This window comes from Sphaerospermopsis sp. LEGE 08334, assembly GCF_015207205.1.
In the GTDB taxonomy this organism is placed as follows: Bacteria; Cyanobacteriota; Cyanobacteriia; order Cyanobacteriales; family Nostocaceae; genus Sphaerospermopsis.
Genome location: NZ_JADEXH010000020.1, coordinates 1 through 18,638 on the forward strand (window position 1 = coordinate 1; position 18,638 = coordinate 18,638).

The following is an 18,638-nucleotide window of genomic DNA, read 5'->3' on the forward strand; positions in this document are numbered from 1 at the left end:
CATTTCGTCTTGCTTACGAGTTAAAAATACCCTCAAACGAGCACCCATATCTCTATCACCTTGGTAGATGTCTTCTCCGTATTTACTTATCTTTACATAGTTTGGTTTTCTCACGCCGACTTACTTATTTCAAAGACAGTAATTTATCTTTGAATAGATGGTTAGCAAGAGTAGATTCTTGGAATGAAGAAGAAATTAAAAAGCGTGCGGAATACTTGGCTGAGATAGCTATTAAAGTTTGGCCTAGAGAATAAAATTATTCCAATATCCCAAACCGACCTAACCCCCTTCCCTGGCAGGGAAGGAACTGGGGGAGAGGAGAGGTCAAGATCGCCTTTTTGATGTAGGTAGGATGAAGTGCGATAGCGAAGCTCACCGAAGGTATCGCTTGTTTGGAGATGATGAGATGGCGATCGCTGTTTCATTAGGATAAAAGAGCGATCGCTGTTTAATGTAGGTAGGATGAAGTGCGTTAGCGATAGCTTACCGAAGGTATCGCCTTTTTGATGTAGGTAGGATGGGGTGCGTTAGCGGTAGCTTACCGAAGGTATCGCTTTGTTTCTATTTTCATAAAACTAAAAAAATCAGATATAATTAATTCAGTATCAATATAACATCTAAAATCATGAATAATCCCCTATTAAATAGAATAACAATAAACCATGATATTTGTCATGGTAAACCATGTATTCGCGGATTACGCTATCCAGTAGAAATGATCTTAGAACTTTTGAGTTCAGGAATGTCCATTGATGATATTTTAGAAGACTATGATGATTTAGAATATGAAGATATTTTAGCAGTTCTCAACTTTGCTACTCGACTCACTCAAGTTAAAAGTATCCTCCAATTAGTTTCATGAAATTCTTAATTGATGCTCAATTACCAATGCGAATTGCCAATTTATTGGAGAACTTAGGTTATGATGTTATACATACCAAAAATCTTCCTTTACAAAATGCAACCCCAGATTCAGAAATTAACAAATTATCAATCCTAGAACAGAGAATTGTCATTACTAAAGATAAAGATTTTTTAGATTCCTTTTTAATCAAACAAGAACCTTATAAACTACTATTAATCACCACAGGTAATATTAGTAATAAACAAATTGAACAGCTTTTTCTACAAAATATTACTCAAATAGTCGAATTATTTATGAATCATGATTTCTTGGAAATGACTAGAGATAGTTTGATTATTCATTAGCGATAGCGAAGCTGACCGAAGGTATCGCCTTTTTGATGTAGGTAGAATTAAGTGCGATAGCGAAGCTCACCGAAGGTATCGCTTGTTTGGAGATGATGAGATGGCGATCGCCTATTAAATTAGTATAATTATATTAATTAGCCCAAATAACCACTTAACAAACAGGGTAAAAATGCCAGCGAAAGATATCTACCATGATGTAGTTAAAAATGCCTTAATCAAAGATGGTTGGACAATTTTAGCTGATTCTTATACACTTGAATATGAAGATGATAACCTTTATGCTGATTTATTGGCAGAAAAAACTTTATTAGCAGAACAACAAAATCGGAGAATTGTTGTTGAAATCAAAAGTTTTATCAATCCTTCACCAATGAATGATTTTCAAAATGCTTTAGGTCAATATCTTCTCTATCGTGACTTTCTTGAACTTTCTCATAAAGATTATGAACTTTATTTAGCGGTCAAAACGTCAGTATTTAATACTTTCTTTCAAAGGAAATCAATTCAAGCAGTGATTCAACGTCATCAAATGAATTTTATTGTTTTTAATGATAAAAAGGAGGAAATTGTATCATGGATAAAATTATAAAATACCGAGAATTAATCAAGAAAATCCTTACAGAATATGATCAATTAGTTCATCAATCACCTGATTATAATTCTGAAACCTGTTTAGTATTTGATGAAAACCATGATCATTATCTTTGGTTAACAGTTGATTGGAAAGAAGATAAACGACTCAAATCAACTCATGTTCATGTAAGAATTAAAAACAATAAAATTTATATTGAGGAAGACTGGACAGAGGAAGGTATTGCAAATGAGTTATTAAGGGAAGGTGTACCAAAAGAAGATATTGTTTTAGCTTTTCATGATCCAGAAACTCGGAAGTTTACAGAGTTTGCTGTGGCTTAATAGAGAACGAATTTGTTGGTATAATTGAAGTTAGGGTGGGTTTGGATAGACTCACCTTGATTTTATCAGATTCGGGAAAAACTAATGAAACTCGCAAATCAAAACATCAGCAGTGAAAATTCTACATTTAATCAGCTACTAATGGAATTACAAGAAGAATACCAAAATGTAATTTCTTTAGTTAATCAATTACAACTTTCTGAATTAAGCGATAGACAAAAGGGTAAAATACTTTCAGAATTATTAGTAGCATCAATTCATTTACATTCCCATTGTGATCAAGATTGGCAAAATTTGATTTCTGATGAGTTGGAAACTTTAGCAGATGATTAGTATGGAAATCAAGTTATTATTGCTACTACTAATGTTAAACATTTATCATTATTTGTAGATGCTCGTGAATGGCAAAATATTGTGTAAAATATCCCTCTATCAATCTTACACCACTACATGATATAAAAAAGATAGACAACAACACTATTAAAAATGATTGCTCTCAACACCCAAACTATATTAATCACTGGTGCAAGTAGCGGAATAGGTGCTGCTTGTGCTAAACTCTTTGCGCGTGAAAATGCAAAACTGATTTTAGCAGCGCGACGCTTGGAAAAGTTGGAAGAAAAAGCACAGGAACTTAATAAATTATATGGTGCAGAAATTCATTTACTTCAGTTGGATGTGTGCGATCGCTCGGCCGTAGAATCTGCTATAAATAATTTACCCCCCGAATGGTCAGAAATTGATATCCTCATCAACAACGCCGGTTTAAGTCGCGGTTTAGATAAATTATATGAAGGCGACTTCCAAGACTGGGAAGAAATGATTGATACTAATATCAAAGGTTTACTCTACCTTACCCGCTACGTAGTTCCTGGTATGGTGCAACGGAATAGAGGTCATGTAATTAACATTGGTTCTATTGCGGGACATCAAACTTATCCCGGTGGTAACGTTTATTGTGGCACAAAAGCCGCAGTTAAAGCTATTTCCGAAGGATTAAAATTAGATTTGCTGGGTACTCCTGTGCGGGTGACTTCCGTTGATCCGGGAATGGTAGAAACAGAATTTAGTGAAGTGCGGTTTCACGGAGATACAGAACGAGCGAAAAAAGTTTATCAAGGACTGCAACCCCTAACTGCTGATGATATCGCTGATGTAGTATTTTTCTGTGCTACCCGACCGGCTCACGTTAATATTAATGAAATCATCCTCATGCCCGTTGATCAAGCTAGTGCAACTTTAGTAAATCGCAGAATGTAAAAATTAGCTTTTTAGACTTCTGGTATTTCTGGAAATAACTCTACAAGAGATTGGATGTCTGATATTCTATAATGTAAATAATCTTCGTTTCTAGTTGTGGAATGACTGTTATTAACAATTAATGAGGGAAGAATATCTATATCTCTCAAAGCCAGAACAGATTGTTTTGCAATCTCTATGTTGTGAAGACTTGATCTGTTCTGCTCTAACTTATCTATCAAACTAGGGTAACACACAAATTCGTAAATCATATTTTCCACGACAAAGACAGGAATAATTGCTGGTTGTATATCAGTGTCATCACTACCGCAATCACTATTATAAATTTTCCAGCATCCCTTCAGATTATTTCCTTTTCGGCTAGTTGACTTTTTACACGAGTTAAAAATGGGTCCATCATGATCATTGACGTTGACAATTATAACTATGCAGACATATTCCTTTAAATCTCCTTCTTCAACTTCTAAAATTTCCGTATAATAGCCAATAACAACAGACCTCACATCAGGAAATAACGTGGTCTTTTTGTTGATAACCTTAAGAAGACGAATTATTTCTTGATTTGGTTGTATAGCCTTTCTAGCATAAGTTTTCACTCGGCTGTAATTGAGATGTGGTTTGAAGAGATTAATATATAGTTGTTCTTTTTCATGAAGTTGATCGGATGGAAATAATTTCCAGTAAATTTTGTATGAACGTTTATTATTTGTGCGGCTTAATTGTTGATACCTATGGTGTCCTCTACCATTCCAACGAGCGTTGAGATTTATGGATTTTCCAACATACCAAACTTCTGCTTCTGCATCTACAATCACGTAAATTCCTGATTGATTAGGTAATTGTTGGCGTTGTGCTAATGGTATACTCGACCAAGATTTCCATTCCATTTTTGTAAGGCTTCCTTTTATAGTATATATTATGTTATAATACTATGTGTTAAATATTCTTAGTTGTAAATTTTAAATTTTTCTATTTGGAGTTTTTATTTCTGTGCTAAGTTCACCTTTACCAACTATCAACGCTCTCAAACAACCTACAAGTGATGCTTGGATAGAACAAGCGATCGCCAATTTAGATATTATTTTACTCGATCATTCCCACTGTGAACGCAAAGCTGCCGGTGTAGCGTTAAATTTTATGTTTCGTTACCCTTCTAATACAAAACTGGTGAGAGAATTAACAGCGATCGCCAAAGAAGAACTAGAACATTTTGAACTCGTTAACCAATGGTTAGAACGTCGAAATATTCCCCTTGCACCCCTTTCACCACCTCCCTATGGTGCAGGTTTAAAAGCACAAGTTAGAAAAAAAGAACCAGAACAATTTTTAGATAATTTATTAGTTACTGGTTTAATAGAAGCACGCAGTCACGAACGTTTAGGACTTTTAGCAGCGAACTGTCCAGAACCAGAATTAGCTAAATTTTATCGTGGTTTAATGGCATCAGAAGCGCGACATTTTGGCACATATTGGGTTTTAGCAGATACCTATTTTGATAGGGAAATGGTGATGCAAAGACTCGATGAATTAGCAATTGTGGAAAGTGAAATATTAGCAACTTTACACCCAGAACCGAGAATTCATAGTTAGTGTAGGTGACAGGTGCTACGCCACGGTGATAGGGGTTGAAAGTTGAAATATGAAAACCTTATCCAGTAAGTCTTGTACAATCTAAAATCCAAAATCCAAAATCCAAAATCGTATTACTCAGGTAAAAAATCATCATCCATGACATCTGCTAAACTGTATGGACATTCTGGAGGAAATATTTCTCTAGATAAACCAGTTTCAGCTTTTGCTTGTTTCACTGCTTCTGGATAAGACTCCGCAAAAATACTTTCTAAATATGATAGCAAACTAGGAGATTCTTTAATTGCTTTATTAACTAGACGACGATGTTCAATAATACTTCTTTCCCAGCTACCAGTTCTTTTTTCTGGCTGAAATTGCCATTTCAATAAATGCAATAAAATGACAATTAAATTACTTTCTAAACTTCTCCTTTCGCTTCTACCCATATCCTCAATTTCCTCAATCAAATTCTCCCAATCTACAGTAGAATATTTTTTATCTCTCAATTTTTCAACTGTAGTTTCTATCCATTTTAGATAGTCAACATCGTAAATAGACTGGGAATTTTGATGCAGAGAAGATAGGTTTGTTTCTATCATAAATTCAACCTCCATAAATGGATACTCAAAATCATCTGCGTTTATCTGCGTCCATCTGCGTTTAATTATTAATGCTTGTACCTCACTGCAATCGTAATTCCTATAATACTATTTTAAATGATTTCACCGATGTGAACCAAACAAAATCACCAATGTTCCCAATAGAGAAATTCCCACCCCTAAAAAATCCCATCTATTTGGTTTTACACCTTCAACTAACCATAACCACAATAAAGAGGAAAGTAAATAAATTCCCCCATAAGCAGCATAAACTCTAGCAGCATTAGGTAGATCAACTTTAGTTAAGGAAATGGCAAAGATTATTAAAGAACAAATTCCCGGAATAATCCAAAAAATGCTTTTTCCTAATCTTAACCATGCCCAAAAACTAAAACAACCTGCAATTTCTCCCAGTGCAGCTATTAAGAGAAAAACAAGGTTGGCTATTTTCACGCTGGTACTACAAATTTTTCACTTCCAGCTAGATCAAAAGCTGCATGAATAACTTGCAAAGCTTTCACACCTTCATCCTGTCCCACAACACAACTAATTTTAATTTCTGAAGTTGCAATCATTTGGATGTTAATTTTATTTTGAGCTAAAGCTGTAAACATTTTCGCCGCTATTCCTGGTTGTCCAACCATCCCAGAACCAACTATACTGACTTTTGCGATCGCATTATCCAAAACTACTTCACCCCATCCTAACTGATCCGCAACTTGGGTTAATTTCTTTTGGGCGTTTTCTGCATCCATCCGCGCTACAGTAAAAGCAATATCCCGACGCGCAACCCCATCAACCACCCGACAGCGTTGTGATTGAATAATCATATCCACACTGATGTTATATTCTGCCAGTAAACCAAACAATTTCGCCGCCATTCCTGGTTGATCGGGAACTTGCCGAATAGCTAACCGCGATTGATTCATGTCTAAAGCAACACCACGCACTGCGGGAGATTCGGGAGTAGGGGAACTGAGGAAACCAGGGTAAGCATTGATTTCAAAAGCGTTGCAAAGTGCAGCAATAGCGCGATCGCAATCTCCCGCATCTACCAAACAACTCACCTTAACTTCACTGGTAGAAATCATTTGAATATTTACACCCGCTTCCGCTAAGGTTGCAAACATTTTAGCAGCCACACCAGGACGGCCAATCATTCCCGCCCCGGAAATACTCACCTTTGCAGTATTATTTTCTACTAAAACTTCCGCCTCATCTGAATGGGGTTGATTTCTCAAAGCTGGTGCAATAGCCGCTGCCACAGCTTCCGCCCTTTTCAGAATAGGTGTATTTACAGTAAAGGCAATATCATTACTATTACCTTCATGAATTGATTGAATAATTAAATCCACATCTACTTGTTGATGGGCAATTTCATTAAATAACCGCGCTGCTACCCCTGGTTTATCAGGTACACGCAACAAAGACACCTTAGCCTGATCAATATCAAATTCTACCGCATCCACAGGACGAGCTAATTCTAAATTCACTAACGCCCGTTCTTGCACTTTTGGCGATGTTACCCAAGTACCCGGTTGATCTGTCCAACTGGATCTTACCACCAAAGGCACACCATAATTTTTGGCAATTTCCACCGCACGGGGATGTAATACCTTTGCACCCAAACTAGCTAATTCCAGCATTTCATCACAGGTGATTTCTGTCATTAACTGTGCTTCCGGTACAAGACGCGGATCTGTAGTTAAAATCCCTGGAACGTCGGTATAAATTTCACAAAAGTTTGCTCCCAAAGCTGCTGCTAAAGCCACGGCGGAAGTATCAGAACCACCACGCCCCAAGGTGGTAATTTCCATTGCTGAGTTATGAGAAATGCCTTGAAATCCAGCTACAACAACCACCTTACCTAAATTAATCTGCCCCATTAAACGCTCTGTTTCAATATGCAAAATGCGAGCGCGGGTGTGTTCAGCTTCCGTAACAATACCTACCTGAGCGCCAGTCATAGAAATAGCAGGTTGTCCAATTTCCTGCAAAGCCATACTCAGTAAAGCAATAGTCACTTGCTCCCCCGTGGAAAGCAGCATATCCATTTCCCGACGGTTAGGACTTGTAGAGATTTCATTAGCTAGTTTAACTAATCCATCGGTGGTTTTTCCCATTGCGGAAACGACGACAACAACGGAATTTCCTGCTTGTACAGTTTTGTAAACCCGCTGTGCAACCGCTTGGATACGTTCCACCGAACCAACAGATGTACCACCGTATTTCTGAACTATGAGCGCCATAACTGTAGATGTTTGAATATTCAAATTGTTTGAGCTACGATCAATACTCCCGTCGGGAAGTCTTGAAAATTTAGCATTAATTTAGATTACTAAAATATCAGAATCAGGGAACCACAAACCGACATTTATATTTTTAACTTGGTAATTTCAAAAGTTTGGGTATAAAGAAGGGTATCAGAAAAGCAAAGTCACAGAAACATAACTTTAACAGCATTTTAACCTATTATATGATTGTTCTTAACCTATTTACATACTATATATAGTTATTTTAAGTAGGGGTAGGCATTATTTAGGAAAAATAAACGCTGATCCGCGCAAACATGGCACAAACATAAACTAATTTCCTAGCAGGTAGTATCGTGGTATGACCCTGCTGGGTTTATTTATGGTGCAACACGCAACTTTTACAAACGTAAATATACATTTAATTGCATAAAATCATAAAAATTATGATTCGGCTTTACACAACTTGGTGAACAAAATTACTATCACTACTCCTTTAGGAAGAAATTTAAACATAGTTTAATCTATTCTTTGACGGTTATTAATTTCTAGTTAATCAGCAAGTATGAAATTTATTTAAGGCTGTAATTCCATCAGGTAAAACATCCTTCAAAATGAGGCATTATGAACATTTCAACCACCATTTTTAGCCGTGCATTCACTACTTCTGTAGTAACAGCGGCCGTAGCATTTGGTCCTATTTTCACAGCAGTTGCTCAAGCTCAAACTTTGAACGGTGCAGGAGCAACTTTTCCTGCTCCTCTGTATGAACTTTATGCACGTGAAGTTAGAAAAAAACATCCCGAATTAAGAGTTAACTATCAAGCAATTGGTAGTGGTGGTGGTATTCGTCAAACTATAGCTGGTACTGTAGATTTTGGTGCTAGTGATGCAGCCATGACAGATGCAGATATGGCTAGAGTTAAAAATGGTGTAATTTTAGTACCTACTGCTGGTGGTGCGGTTTCTGTAGTTTACAACCTACCAGGGGTAAACAGACTCAGATTATCTCGTAAAACCCTACCAGCGATTTTTTCTGGACAAATTACTAACTGGAATGACGCACAAATTCAAGCTGATAATCCTGGTGTAAACTTACCAAACCAACCGATTAGATTTGCAGTGCGTGCTGATGGTAGCGGTACAACTTTCATTTTCACTAATCACTTGAGTTCCATTAGTGGTTATTTTAAAGGTAGAATTGGCGCTAATACTGCACCAAGATGGAATTTACCCAACGTTTTGAAAGGTAAAGGTAATCCTGGTGTAGCTGCTTTAGTTGCTCGTACTCCTGGAGCTATTGGTTATGTTGAATATGACTATGCTACCAGAAACAAATTAAGATCAGCAGAATTACAAAACAAGAAAGGAGAATTTGTTGCACCTTCCTTAGCAACTGCTAATGCAGCTTTATCAGGTGTAACTTTCCCAGATAATTTTCGTGTATTTATAGGTGATCCTAATCAGGGTTATCCTATTGTGGGCTTGACTTGGATGATGGTTTATAAAAATTATCCCACTCCAGCTAAAGCAGATGCGATTAAGAAATGGATTAACTGGGTATTGAAAGATGGTCAACAATTTAATGATGATCTCAATTACACCAGAATTCCCAGTGATGTTGTCAACCGGGTTTTACAAACAGTAAATACTACCGTTAAATAATCAAAACCAGGTAAGGATTCAGGAGTCAGAAGAAGCAGGGGTGCAGGGGGCAGGGTGCAGGGGAGAAAAGAGTTATTTAATTTGAATTTGTGACTTGATTTTGCCCAATTCCCAGTTCCTTCCATTCTGCATCCTGTATTCTGTATCCTTTCTCAATTAACTATTTAACTTTGGATCACTAATATTTCACTTTAACTGTTTTGATTAATTATGCCAAATTCCTTTGAAAATGAAGATCACCATCAATCATCATACTTAAAATTAAATGATGAAACAATTAATTTAACATCCACAGGAGGCATTAATTTTAGATTTGATCAAGGATTTACATTTTTGGTTTATCTATTTTCTGCCGTGACTGTAGCCATTTTGTTTGTAATGACTTTTATCATTTATAAAGAAGCTGAACCAGCCGTTTCTAGGTTTGGTTTAGGATTTTTATGGAGTCAAGAATGGGATACAGCTAACGAAACCTTTGGAGCATTACCTTATATTTATGGAACTTTAGTTAGTAGTGCGATCGCTATTCTGTTAACAGTTCCTATTGGGATATCAGTGGCTTTGGTAACAAGTGAAGATTTTTTACCAGTAGCATTGAGAAACACTATTGCTTTTGTAGTAGAATTAATAGCGGCAATTCCCAGTGTAATTATCGGTCTATGGGGCATTTTTATCTTCATTCCCATTATTGAACCCTTTGAACAATGGTTAGGAAAAACTTTTAATTTTATCCCCTTGTTTAATACTGAATATCCTGTAGGTAATAATATATTAACTGCGGGAATTATTCTTTCAATTATGATTTTACCGACAATGGCAGCTATTTCTCGTGATGTTTTGATGGTTGTTCCTAAAGAATTACGTAGTGCGTCTATGGCTTTAGGTAGCACTCGTTGGGAAACGATTTTTCGGGTGTTATTACCAGCAGGTTTTTCAGGAATGGTGAGTGCAGCAATGTTAGCTTTAGGGCGCGCACTCGGTGAAACAATGGCAGTAACAATGGTAATTGGTAACTCAGCTCAAATTAGTCTTTCTTTGCTTGATCCAGCATACACAATTCCTGCGGTTTTAGCTAATGAATTTGCGGAAGCTGAACCTGGGTTACATATTGGAGCATTGAGTTATTTAGGTTTAATTTTGTTTGCTTTAACTCTTGCTGTTAATATTGGTGCTGTGCTATTAGTCCAATGGGTACGCAAGAAAAATTCTTAGTCAGCTTTCAGTTTTCAAAGATAGATAAATAGAGTGATCATCAATTCAGAATAATCTCAGAAAATCCAAAATCCAAAATCCCATGAGTAGCTATATAAATCCAGAAAATATTGAATCTTTATCTCAAGAATTACTCAACCCGCTACCAACTCAGAGGCGTTTGTTTAGCTATGCCATGAATGGTTTATCATTCATATTGAGTTTGTTGGCATTGTTTCCACTAGCATCAATTTTGTGGGAAATTATATCAAGGGGAATTTCTGGGTTAAAATCAGAAATGTTTTACCTTCCACTGATTGAAAATGGTTTTGCTAATGCCATTATTGGTACTATTATTATGGTTAGTTTTGGGGCATTATTAAGCATTCCCATAGGGATAATGACTGGCATATTTTTAGCAGAATTTAGTACAACTAATAAAATTACTAATTTTGTGCGGTTTCTAACTTCTATTCTCACAGGTGTACCTTCAATTGTTGTAGGAATGTTTGCCTATGGAGTCGTTGTTTTAATTACTAAAAAATTTAGCGCTTTTGCTGGTGGTTTTGCTTTATCTGTAATTATGTTACCAATAATTGCCTTAACAACAGAGGAAGCATTAAAACTGATTCCCACTCAACAACGTTTAGCTTCTGCTGCATTAGGTGGAACGAGATTTCAAACTACATTTAGAATTGTTGTGAAAGCAGCAGTTCCCGGAATTACTACAGGTATTGCATTAGCGATCGCCCGTGCATCAGGTGAAACAGCACCATTACTTTTCACAGCTTTATTTAGTCAAAACTGGTCTGATAGTTTAATGAGTCCGACTGCTTCTTTACCTGTATTAATTTTCAATCTTTACAATAATCCTGACCCAGAAATTAACAAATTAGTTTGGACAACTTCTATAATTTTATTGACTTTAGTTTTGTTCTTTAGTCTCATCTCTCGTTTATTAAGTAGTAAAAGCAGATTCAAGTAATTGTTAATTTTTTTCACCAATACTTTTCACCGTTTTTTATCACTAAAATAATCATGAGTAACCTAATTCCAGCCATCAAAATTAAAAGCCTAAGTTTTTATTATGGTAGTTACAAAGCTATCGAAGGTATATCATTAGATATTTATAAAAACCAAGTAACTGCACTCATTGGACCGAGTGGTTGTGGAAAATCGACCTTCATTAAAACCTTAAACCGGATTAGTGAATTAGAAGGTAAAGTCAAGGTTGAAGGAAGCATAGAATTTTATGGACAAAATATCTATGACCCCCGCATTAATATTAATCGTTTGCGACGAGAAATTGGCATGGTATTTCAAAAGCCAAATCCTTTCCCTATGAGTATTTATGAAAATGTTGCTTATGGTGTGAGGATTGCTGGTAAATGTCCCAAATTTAAATTAGATGAAATAGTGGAATCGGCGCTCAAAGGTGCAGCACTTTGGGATGAAGTGAAAGATAAACTTAACACATCTGCATTAGGTCTTTCTGGTGGACAGCAACAACGTTTATGTATTGCGCGTGCTTTAGCAGTGAAACCAAAAATCTTATTGATGGATGAACCTTGTTCCGCATTAGACCCTATTGCTACATTGAAAGTGGAAGAATTGATTCACAGCTTGCGATCTGAGTTAACAATAGTGATTGTGACTCATAATATGCAGCAAGCAACCCGCGTTTCTGATTTTACAGCTTTCTTTAGCACCGATGAAAGTAGGATCGGGCAAATGGTAGAATTTGGTGCTACAGGTCAAATCTTTCGTAATCCATTAGATGAGCGTACCCGTGATTATGTTGCAGGACGCTTTGGTTAATGGGATTTTAGATTTTAGATTTTAGATTTTGGATTGGGAAATATTACAGAGAATCTGGGTGAGATTTTTATCTGAGTTTTCTGATTACCTATTCTCATCCAACAGAAACCCGCCATCAAGACTGTTAATTTTCGGCAGTTAATTTTGAATTTTGATTTCCCAATTAATTAATGTGACGCACCAAGCTTTAAAATAAAGCAATGTGTGTCAAGGAGTTTTGAGCCTGTATACCAAAACCAGCATCCAAAATCCAAAATCCAAAATCCAAAATTGTCATGACTCATTCTACTGATATTCTTACCTTAGCCCGTTGGATGGCCGCTGATTTTAGTAACCAAGCGCAAGTGTTTGAAAATCCGGCTTTTTATGCCCATATTCGTGTTTGTATGCGTCCCCTCCCATATTCGTTGTTATCGGGGGTGAGTTTTTTTGTAGAACAGGCTTATGATTATATGCTCAATGACCCTTATCGGTTGCGGGTGTTGAAGTTGGTGACAGAAGGTGAGAAAATCCTGATTGAAAACTACACCGTGAAAGAAGAAAAAGACTTTTTTGGTGCATCCCGTGATTTAGGAAGGTTGTATCAGTTAACGAGCGATCGCCTAGAAAAACTCTCTGGCTGTAACATGATTGTAGAGTGGACTGGTAACTGTTTTAGAGGTCACGTTGAACCAGGTAAAGGTTGCATCGTCGTCCGCAAAGGACAAAGAACTTACCTAGATAGTAAATTTGAAATTGATGGAGATAAGTTCATCAGTTGGGACAAAGGACGAGATCCAGACACCGATGAGCATCTTTGGGGTTCTGTCGCAGGTCCATTTCACTTTGTCCGCTGGGGTAATTTTGCTGATGAGGTGACAGGTGACAGTTAAGAAGTTAAAAGGGAATAGGGAATAGGGGAGGTAGGGGAAGTTAATAACCCAATCACCAATCACCAATCACCAATCACCAAAAAATTTTTTCCCAAGGTGATGCAATTTTGGAATAAAGGTGATAATATAAGTAATTGTGAGTGCGGCGACATAGCCAAGTGGTAAGGCAGAGGTCTGCAAAACCTTTATCCGGCGGTTCGAATCCGCCTGTCGCCTTAATTAGTGTTAATAAGTCTTTCTACTGTTAAACTATGCGGACAATGTTGTATATTTGGGGTTGCATGGCTAAATTAACAGCAGATATATGACAGACAAACAATTAGTCGAATTTGAGTTAGAAGATGGCAGCAAATTTTTGGTAGAGGTGGAAGAATCAGAAGATACATCTACTGCTATTGAGAAAGTGGCACTACCTTCTGGTAAGGAAATTGCCAAAGCGCAAAAAACATTTTCGGAAGCGATAGATAATATTAAGCCTGTGGTGGCTAGTCTGAATAATAAATTTAAAGATTTAGGTCCGAAAGAAATGGAAGTGAAGTTTGGTGTCAAACTCAGTGCTGATGCTGGTGCTATATTAACTTCTGTGGGTGGGGAAATTACCTTTGAAGTAACTGTTAAGTGGAGTAAAGACTAAGATTTACAGCTTCCATGTCAACAGCAAATTATTTTATAACCTTTAAAAATGCGATCGCTCGCATTTATAATAAAAACGGTAAAGTTATCGGTGCTGGTTTTTTGGTGAGTCAGTACCATCTGCTTACCTGCGATCATGTGGTGAAAACCGCTTTGGATATTAAGAATAACATACAAGAATCACCAGATGGCATTATAGAACTTGATTTTCCCCTGATTGCATCTGGACAAAAATTAAAAGCTAAAGTTGTATTTTGGCAACCTGTGAACCCAGGACAAAGTAAGGAAGATATTGCTGGGTTACAGATAGAGGAAACTTTACCAATGGGCGTAAGTCCTATAAAACTTGTCACTACATCAGATTATTGGCAGCATAAATTCCGCATTTTTGGCTTTCCCCAAGGACATGATACTGGTGTTTGGGCTGATGGTGAACTGCGTGATGTTCAAGCTACTCGCTGGATACAGATAGAAGCAATTAAAGTTACTGGATATCAAATTGAACCGGGTTTTAGTGGTTCTCCTATTTGGGATGAAACATTACAGGGAGTTGTGGGAATGACCGTGGCCGCAGAGAAAAAGCGAGAGGGTGTGAAAGCGGCATTTATGATACCTACAACTGTGTTAGTTGAAGCTTGGAGTTTTTTAAATCAATCTATTCAGCAACCATCAATAAATTCTTCTCCCTCTTTGAGTCGAGTCCAAGAAATTAAAGCTAGGGAATTGAACAAAAGATTAGTAATTTTAGAAGGCGATTATGAAGCCGTTTATAACCAATTGAATTATACAGAAAATGCCGAAAGTCGTAATAACTTGCAACGACAATTAAACAGGATTGAAAAGGATATGAATGATGTCGTTGAACAGTTAAAAATGATCGGGTGATCACCATTTTAAAATGATAAAATGAAAACAGATACCATATTTTACACCCTGCTTCAAAATCTCCCCAGCGTTTTATTTGAAGTTTTAGAAAAGTCACCCGCACTGGCTTCACACTACGAGTTTTCTTCTGTAGAAATCAAAGAGTTAGCACGTCGAATTGATGGCTTATTCTTGCCCAAACCAGAGTACCCAGAAGACCCGATTTATTTTGTAGAAGTACAATTTCAGAGCGATGATAATTTATACTGGAGATTAATTACAGAAGCGTTTCTTTATTTAAACCAGTATAAACCCCAAAAATCATGGCAAACTGTAGTATTGTGGGCAAATCGGGATCTTGATCCTGGTGTACCCTTAGCATATCAAACTTCACTAGCTCCTGGACAAATTCATGTAGTTTATTTAGATGAAATAGCTGATACATCATCTTCAATTGGTTTAGGAATTATTAAATTAGTGGTTTCTCCTGAAGATGAGGCTATACAAGAGGCACGAAGTTTGATTAATCTGGTAAAAAAAGCAGATGCAGAAAACAGTCGTGATCTTTTAGAATTAGTAGAGAGAATGCTGATTTACAAATTTTCATCCTATAGCCGTCAGGAGTTAGAGGCAATGTTTGGATTAACAGAATGGCAACAAACTCGATTTTATCAAGAAGTGAAGGAAGAACTTAGGGAAGAGGTTAAGGAAGAGACTAAGTTAGAAATAATTCCTAAACTGTTACATGAGGGGCTAACTATAGAACAAATTGCTCGTATCCTTGAGTTAGATATAGAAGTGGTGAGACAAGCAATCAAAAAGGAAAGTAAATAATTTCCTATGAAAAATTCTCATCTATTTGTAGGGGTTTAGCAATGATAAATCCCTACCCATCTAATCAAATAATTAAACAATTTTGACTATAAATTATGATATGGAGATTTTTTGTAATATGGCAAAACCTGATGATATTAAACTTGAGCAATTAGAAAAGAGATACGAAGATTTTAAAAATGCGATCGCTCGCATTTATCATAAAAACGGTAAAGTTATCGGTGCTGGTTTTTTGGTGAGTCAGTACCATCTGCTTACCTGCGATCATGTGGTGAAAACCGCTTTGGATATTAAGAATAACATACAAGAATCACCAGATGGCATTATAGAACTTGATTTTCCCCTGATTGCACCTGGACAAAAATTAAAAGCTAAAGTTGTATTTTGGCAACCTGTGAACCAAGGACAAAGTAAGGAAGATATTGCTGGGTTAGATATTGCTGGGTTACAGATAGAGGAAACTTTACCAATGGGCGTAAGTCCTATAAAACTTGTCACTACATCAGATTATTGGCAGCATAAATTCCGCATTTTTGGCTTTCCCCAAGGACATGATACTGGTGTTTGGGCTGATGGTGAACTGCGTGATGTTCAAGCTAATAGCTGGATACAGATAGAAGCAATTAAAGTTACTGGATATCAAATTGAACGGGGTTTTAGTGGTTCTCCTATTTGGGATGAAACATTACAGGGAGTTGTGGGAATGGCCGTGGCCGCAGAGAAAAAGCGAGAGGGTGTGAAAGCGGCATTTATGATACCGACAACTGTGTTAGTTGAAGCTTGGAGTTTTTTAAATCTGATTAATATTTTAACTACTAATTCTGATTCAGCTATCACTTCAGCTATTCAAACAGCTTATCAGACTGGATGCTCACAAAACCCAGCGGAAAAGATACCCACTACAATAGAAGCCATTGTTCAAGATTTATATGATCTAGATAAAATCAATTTAGATCGTAAAGTCAAATTTAATCCTAACGGACATACAGCAAAGTTTTTGCAATTTTTAATCAATGATAATAATGTTCCTCATGATATATCTGAAAAATTAAAAACATGGGGTCAACAATATATAGAAAATTTTGATTCAACATATGCACACATTAAGGATGAGCTAAACCCAAATATTACACCAGAATCATACATATTAATTAAAATAGAACCATTACAAACAAAATCAAGAGCAAAAAATCCAAAATTTAAAATTAGTGGTTGGGTTATTCCTAATATTCAAAATTATATAATAGATAGCCCATACTATCATACAATTGATATTTCTGATTCTCATGATCAAAGTTTTAAAATTGAGGATATCCCCAAAATTTTAAAGTCTCTCTTGACCAAAAAAATCAATTTTTCTCTAGAAAAACATATAAATATAGTATTTTTTCTACCTAAAGAACATCTTATTCATCCTGTTGAACAATGGAAAATAGATGATTTTGGTGAAACTAGTCATATTGGTGAGAAGTACAGAGTAATTGTTCGAGATGTGGAACGGTTAGACAAACAATATTTGAGAATCAAAAAACAACAGTGGATTGACAAATGGGATAAATTACAGAATATACAGAATATAAAGTGTAATAATTTTCAAAAAATACATGAATATGATGCTAACAATTTTTCTGCTTTTGTAAATCAAGCAATTGGTATTATTTTAAATATATTTGATGACCATATCAAAAATGATGCTGATAAAATTTCTAAAATTTTTGGTTCATTACAGAGTAATGTAATTCCTTTAGCCATTTGTCATAGAAATAAAATTTCTTTAACAGATTATCAAAATAGAGAAAATCATGATTTAAACTGCTGTATTTATGAATTACTAGAAAATGTGAGAATAAACCGCTTAGAATCACGAATTAGGAGTGATAATCATCTATTAGGAAATGATGTTATTCTCATTTGTGAAAATCCTCATATTTTAACACCTGAATCTAACCCAATCATTATCAACAATTAGGTACTAACTATGACTAACGACTGGAAAATATTTAAAGGAAACAATCAAGTAAATCAAAACTGGAAACTTCCAACAGCACCAAGTTGGCGAGATTTTAATAATAGTGAAAGTGACCCCAAAAAAAGACGCGCTGAGACATTTCAAGCCCGTCCAGAAGAGGTAGAATTAGTTAATGCTGCTTTATATTTACGACGACCTTTATTAGTAACAGGTAAACCAGGAACAGGTAAAACTTCTTTAGCCTATGCTGTCGCTTATGAACTAGGATTAGGAGAAGTGTTACATTGGCCAATTACCACACGCACCATATTAAAAGATGGTCTTTATAATTATGATGCCATAGGCAGATTACAAGATGCAAAAGATAAGGATAAAGAACAAGAGCAAAATAATCTAGCAGACATTGGTAAATATATTAATTTGGGTTCACTAGGAACAGCTTTACTACCATCTGAGAAACCCAGAGTTTTATTAATTGATGAAATTGATAAAAGTGACATTGATTTACCTAATGATTTATTGCATATTTTTGAAGAGGGAGAGTTTGAAATACCGGAACTAAGACGTATAGCTGATAAAATAGAACAGGTAGAAGTACAAACAGCATATAAAGATGGAAAAGCTACTATTAAACAAGGTAGGGTTCGCTGTACATCTTTTCCTTTTGTGATTTTAACCAGTAATGGTGAAAGAGATTTTCCCCCTCCTTTTTTAAGGCGTTGTATTAGATTGGATATTCAAGAACCTGATGAAAAAGAATTAGAACGGATAGTTAAAGCACATCTAAATTTAGATGCTAATTTATCACAAGAAGCAAATAAATTAATTAAGCAATTCTTAGACAAACGGAAAGATGGAGAATTAGCAACAGACCAACTTCTCAATGCTATCTATTTAGTCACTAATGAAAAATCCCCCACAGGTACAACTAAAGAAAAGTTGATTGCAGAAATATTAAAATATTTAGATAGCTAACGAGATA

22 protein-coding genes and 1 tRNA gene are annotated in these 18,638 nt (G+C 36.0%); 19 read left to right on the top strand and 4 right to left on the bottom strand.

From position 1 onward, the window contains the following. The 7 genes from IQ237_RS12725 to IQ237_RS12755 all read left to right on the top strand — a co-directional run. The coding region (locus IQ237_RS12725; RefSeq protein ID WP_194055639.1) for a DUF1524 domain-containing protein at positions 1–254 on the top strand (254 nt) is incomplete at its 5' end. A gap of 371 nt (positions 255–625) precedes the next feature. Continuing rightward, on the top strand, positions 626–862 hold the full coding sequence (locus tag IQ237_RS12730) for a DUF433 domain-containing protein (protein ID WP_194055641.1): 237 nt from the start codon (positions 626–628) through the stop codon (positions 860–862). Further along, positions 859–1,209, top strand: coding sequence for a DUF5615 family PIN-like protein (locus IQ237_RS12735; RefSeq protein ID WP_194055643.1), 351 nt, complete (start codon positions 859–861; stop codon positions 1,207–1,209). Before IQ237_RS12730 ends, IQ237_RS12735 begins: the two co-directional genes overlap by 4 nt. A 172-nt stretch (positions 1,210–1,381) precedes the next feature. Continuing rightward, a complete protein-coding gene (locus IQ237_RS12740) occupies positions 1,382–1,801 on the top strand; it encodes a XisH family protein (RefSeq protein WP_194055645.1) in 420 nt (139 codons plus the stop codon). Further along, a complete protein-coding gene (locus IQ237_RS12745; protein WP_096571743.1) occupies positions 1,786–2,127 on the top strand; it encodes a XisI protein in 342 nt (113 codons plus the stop codon). The genes IQ237_RS12740 and IQ237_RS12745 overlap by 16 nt, the downstream gene beginning before the upstream one ends. Positions 2,128–2,211: 84 nt before the next feature. Continuing rightward, positions 2,212–2,460 carry a hypothetical protein gene (locus tag IQ237_RS12750; RefSeq protein WP_194055647.1) on the top strand — a complete coding sequence of 83 codons (249 nt, stop codon included), beginning with the start codon at positions 2,212–2,214 and terminating at the stop codon, positions 2,458–2,460. Between the two features lie 153 nt (positions 2,461–2,613). Beyond that, complete coding sequence (locus tag IQ237_RS12755; protein ID WP_194055650.1) at positions 2,614–3,387, top strand: SDR family oxidoreductase; 774 nt, start codon at positions 2,614–2,616, stop codon at positions 3,385–3,387. A gap of 11 nt (positions 3,388–3,398) precedes the next feature. On the opposite strand, the gene IQ237_RS12760 is transcribed toward IQ237_RS12755, so the two are convergent. Further along, positions 3,399–4,274 carry a GIY-YIG nuclease family protein gene (locus IQ237_RS12760; protein ID WP_194055652.1) on the bottom strand — a complete coding sequence of 292 codons (876 nt, stop codon included), beginning with the start codon at positions 4,272–4,274 and terminating at the stop codon, positions 3,399–3,401. Positions 4,275–4,377: 103 nt separating this feature from the next. Between IQ237_RS12760 and IQ237_RS12765 the strand changes: the two genes are divergently transcribed. Continuing rightward, complete coding sequence (locus IQ237_RS12765; RefSeq protein WP_194055654.1) at positions 4,378–4,977, top strand: tRNA isopentenyl-2-thiomethyl-A-37 hydroxylase MiaE; 600 nt, start codon at positions 4,378–4,380, stop codon at positions 4,975–4,977. Positions 4,978–5,090: 113 nt separating this feature from the next. Here IQ237_RS12765 and IQ237_RS12770 read toward each other — a convergent pair whose 3' ends face one another. The 3 genes from IQ237_RS12770 to IQ237_RS12780 all read right to left on the bottom strand — a co-directional run bounded on the left by IQ237_RS12770 (position 5,091) and on the right by IQ237_RS12780 (position 7,807). Then, entirely contained in the window at positions 5,091–5,558 is a 468-nt protein-coding gene (locus IQ237_RS12770; RefSeq protein WP_194055656.1) for a DUF29 domain-containing protein, read from the bottom strand. A 123-nt stretch (positions 5,559–5,681) separates the two neighbouring features. Continuing rightward, on the bottom strand, positions 5,682–6,011 hold the full coding sequence (locus tag IQ237_RS12775; RefSeq protein WP_309225757.1) for a YnfA family protein: 330 nt from the start codon (positions 6,009–6,011) through the stop codon (positions 5,682–5,684). After that, positions 6,008–7,807, bottom strand: coding sequence for an aspartate kinase (locus tag IQ237_RS12780; protein WP_194055659.1), 1,800 nt, complete (start codon positions 7,805–7,807; stop codon positions 6,008–6,010). Before IQ237_RS12780 ends, IQ237_RS12775 begins: the two co-directional genes overlap by 4 nt. 627 nt (positions 7,808–8,434) lie before the next feature. Here IQ237_RS12780 and pstS point away from each other — a divergent pair. From pstS to IQ237_RS12835, 11 genes are all read left to right on the top strand, one after another. Further along, on the top strand, positions 8,435–9,475 hold the full coding sequence (pstS, locus tag IQ237_RS12785) for a phosphate ABC transporter substrate-binding protein PstS (RefSeq protein ID WP_194055661.1): 1,041 nt from the start codon (positions 8,435–8,437) through the stop codon (positions 9,473–9,475). Between the two features lie 210 nt (positions 9,476–9,685). Then, positions 9,686–10,687, top strand: a complete 1,002-nt coding sequence (gene pstC, locus IQ237_RS12790; protein WP_194055663.1) for a phosphate ABC transporter permease subunit PstC — start codon at positions 9,686–9,688, stop codon at positions 10,685–10,687. An 82-nt stretch (positions 10,688–10,769) separates the two neighbouring features. Then, positions 10,770–11,651 (top strand): phosphate ABC transporter permease PstA, encoded by an 882-nt coding sequence (gene pstA, locus IQ237_RS12795; protein ID WP_194055665.1) that lies wholly within the window; start codon positions 10,770–10,772, stop codon positions 11,649–11,651. A 53-nt stretch (positions 11,652–11,704) separates the two neighbouring features. After that, positions 11,705–12,484 carry a phosphate ABC transporter ATP-binding protein PstB gene (gene pstB, locus IQ237_RS12800; RefSeq protein WP_228020174.1) on the top strand — a complete coding sequence of 260 codons (780 nt, stop codon included), beginning with the start codon at positions 11,705–11,707 and terminating at the stop codon, positions 12,482–12,484. Positions 12,485–12,759: 275 nt separating this feature from the next. Then, complete coding sequence (locus tag IQ237_RS12805) at positions 12,760–13,356, top strand: chromophore lyase CpcT/CpeT (protein ID WP_194055667.1); 597 nt, start codon at positions 12,760–12,762, stop codon at positions 13,354–13,356. Between the two features lie 144 nt (positions 13,357–13,500). After that, positions 13,501–13,572, top strand: a tRNA-Cys gene (locus IQ237_RS12810). Between the two features lie 88 nt (positions 13,573–13,660). After that, positions 13,661–13,990, top strand: a complete 330-nt coding sequence (locus IQ237_RS12815; protein WP_194055668.1) for a CU044_2847 family protein — start codon at positions 13,661–13,663, stop codon at positions 13,988–13,990. Between the two features lie 14 nt (positions 13,991–14,004). After that, positions 14,005–14,874 carry a trypsin-like peptidase domain-containing protein gene (locus tag IQ237_RS12820; RefSeq protein WP_194055670.1) on the top strand — a complete coding sequence of 290 codons (870 nt, stop codon included), beginning with the start codon at positions 14,005–14,007 and terminating at the stop codon, positions 14,872–14,874. A gap of 21 nt (positions 14,875–14,895) precedes the next feature. Continuing rightward, entirely contained in the window at positions 14,896–15,687 is a 792-nt protein-coding gene (locus IQ237_RS12825) for an Rpn family recombination-promoting nuclease/putative transposase (RefSeq protein WP_194055672.1), read from the top strand. Positions 15,688–15,805: 118 nt separating this feature from the next. Further along, on the top strand, positions 15,806–17,656 hold the full coding sequence (locus tag IQ237_RS12830; protein ID WP_194055674.1) for a trypsin-like peptidase domain-containing protein: 1,851 nt from the start codon (positions 15,806–15,808) through the stop codon (positions 17,654–17,656). A 9-nt stretch (positions 17,657–17,665) separates the two neighbouring features. Continuing rightward, the gene (locus IQ237_RS12835) at positions 17,666–18,631 is read left to right on the top strand and encodes a MoxR family ATPase (RefSeq protein WP_194055676.1); all 966 of its coding nucleotides are present in this window, start codon (positions 17,666–17,668) and stop codon (positions 18,629–18,631) included. The last annotated feature ends 7 nt before the right edge of the window (positions 18,632–18,638 follow it).

Bases quoted from the DNA above. Each gene is read 5' to 3' on its own strand.
- IQ237_RS12830 (WP_194055674.1), top strand. From the start codon at position 15,806: ATGGCAAAACCTGATGATATTAAACTTGAGCAATTAGAAAAGAGATAC.
- pstS (WP_194055661.1), top strand. From the start codon at position 8,435: ATGAACATTTCAACCACCATTTTTAGCCGTGCATTCACTACTTCTGTA.
- pstA (WP_194055665.1), top strand. From the start codon at position 10,770: ATGAGTAGCTATATAAATCCAGAAAATATTGAATCTTTATCTCAAGAA.
- IQ237_RS12740 (WP_194055645.1), top strand. From the start codon at position 1,382: ATGCCAGCGAAAGATATCTACCATGATGTAGTTAAAAATGCCTTAATC.
- IQ237_RS12770 (WP_194055656.1), bottom strand. From the start codon at position 5,558: ATGATAGAAACAAACCTATCTTCTCTGCATCAAAATTCCCAGTCTATT.
- IQ237_RS12735 (WP_194055643.1), top strand. From the start codon at position 859: ATGAAATTCTTAATTGATGCTCAATTACCAATGCGAATTGCCAATTTA.
- IQ237_RS12755 (WP_194055650.1), top strand. From the start codon at position 2,614: ATGATTGCTCTCAACACCCAAACTATATTAATCACTGGTGCAAGTAGC.
- IQ237_RS12730 (WP_194055641.1), top strand. From the start codon at position 626: ATGAATAATCCCCTATTAAATAGAATAACAATAAACCATGATATTTGT.
- IQ237_RS12815 (WP_194055668.1), top strand. From the start codon at position 13,661: ATGACAGACAAACAATTAGTCGAATTTGAGTTAGAAGATGGCAGCAAA.
- IQ237_RS12760 (WP_194055652.1), bottom strand. From the start codon at position 4,274: ATGGAATGGAAATCTTGGTCGAGTATACCATTAGCACAACGCCAACAA.
- pstB (WP_228020174.1), top strand. From the start codon at position 11,705: ATGAGTAACCTAATTCCAGCCATCAAAATTAAAAGCCTAAGTTTTTAT.
- IQ237_RS12745 (WP_096571743.1), top strand. From the start codon at position 1,786: ATGGATAAAATTATAAAATACCGAGAATTAATCAAGAAAATCCTTACA.
- IQ237_RS12805 (WP_194055667.1), top strand. From the start codon at position 12,760: ATGACTCATTCTACTGATATTCTTACCTTAGCCCGTTGGATGGCCGCT.
- pstC (WP_194055663.1), top strand. From the start codon at position 9,686: ATGCCAAATTCCTTTGAAAATGAAGATCACCATCAATCATCATACTTA.
- IQ237_RS12825 (WP_194055672.1), top strand. From the start codon at position 14,896: ATGAAAACAGATACCATATTTTACACCCTGCTTCAAAATCTCCCCAGC.
- IQ237_RS12820 (WP_194055670.1), top strand. From the start codon at position 14,005: ATGTCAACAGCAAATTATTTTATAACCTTTAAAAATGCGATCGCTCGC.
- IQ237_RS12780 (WP_194055659.1), bottom strand. From the start codon at position 7,807: ATGGCGCTCATAGTTCAGAAATACGGTGGTACATCTGTTGGTTCGGTG.
- IQ237_RS12750 (WP_194055647.1), top strand. From the start codon at position 2,212: ATGAAACTCGCAAATCAAAACATCAGCAGTGAAAATTCTACATTTAAT.
- IQ237_RS12835 (WP_194055676.1), top strand. From the start codon at position 17,666: ATGACTAACGACTGGAAAATATTTAAAGGAAACAATCAAGTAAATCAA.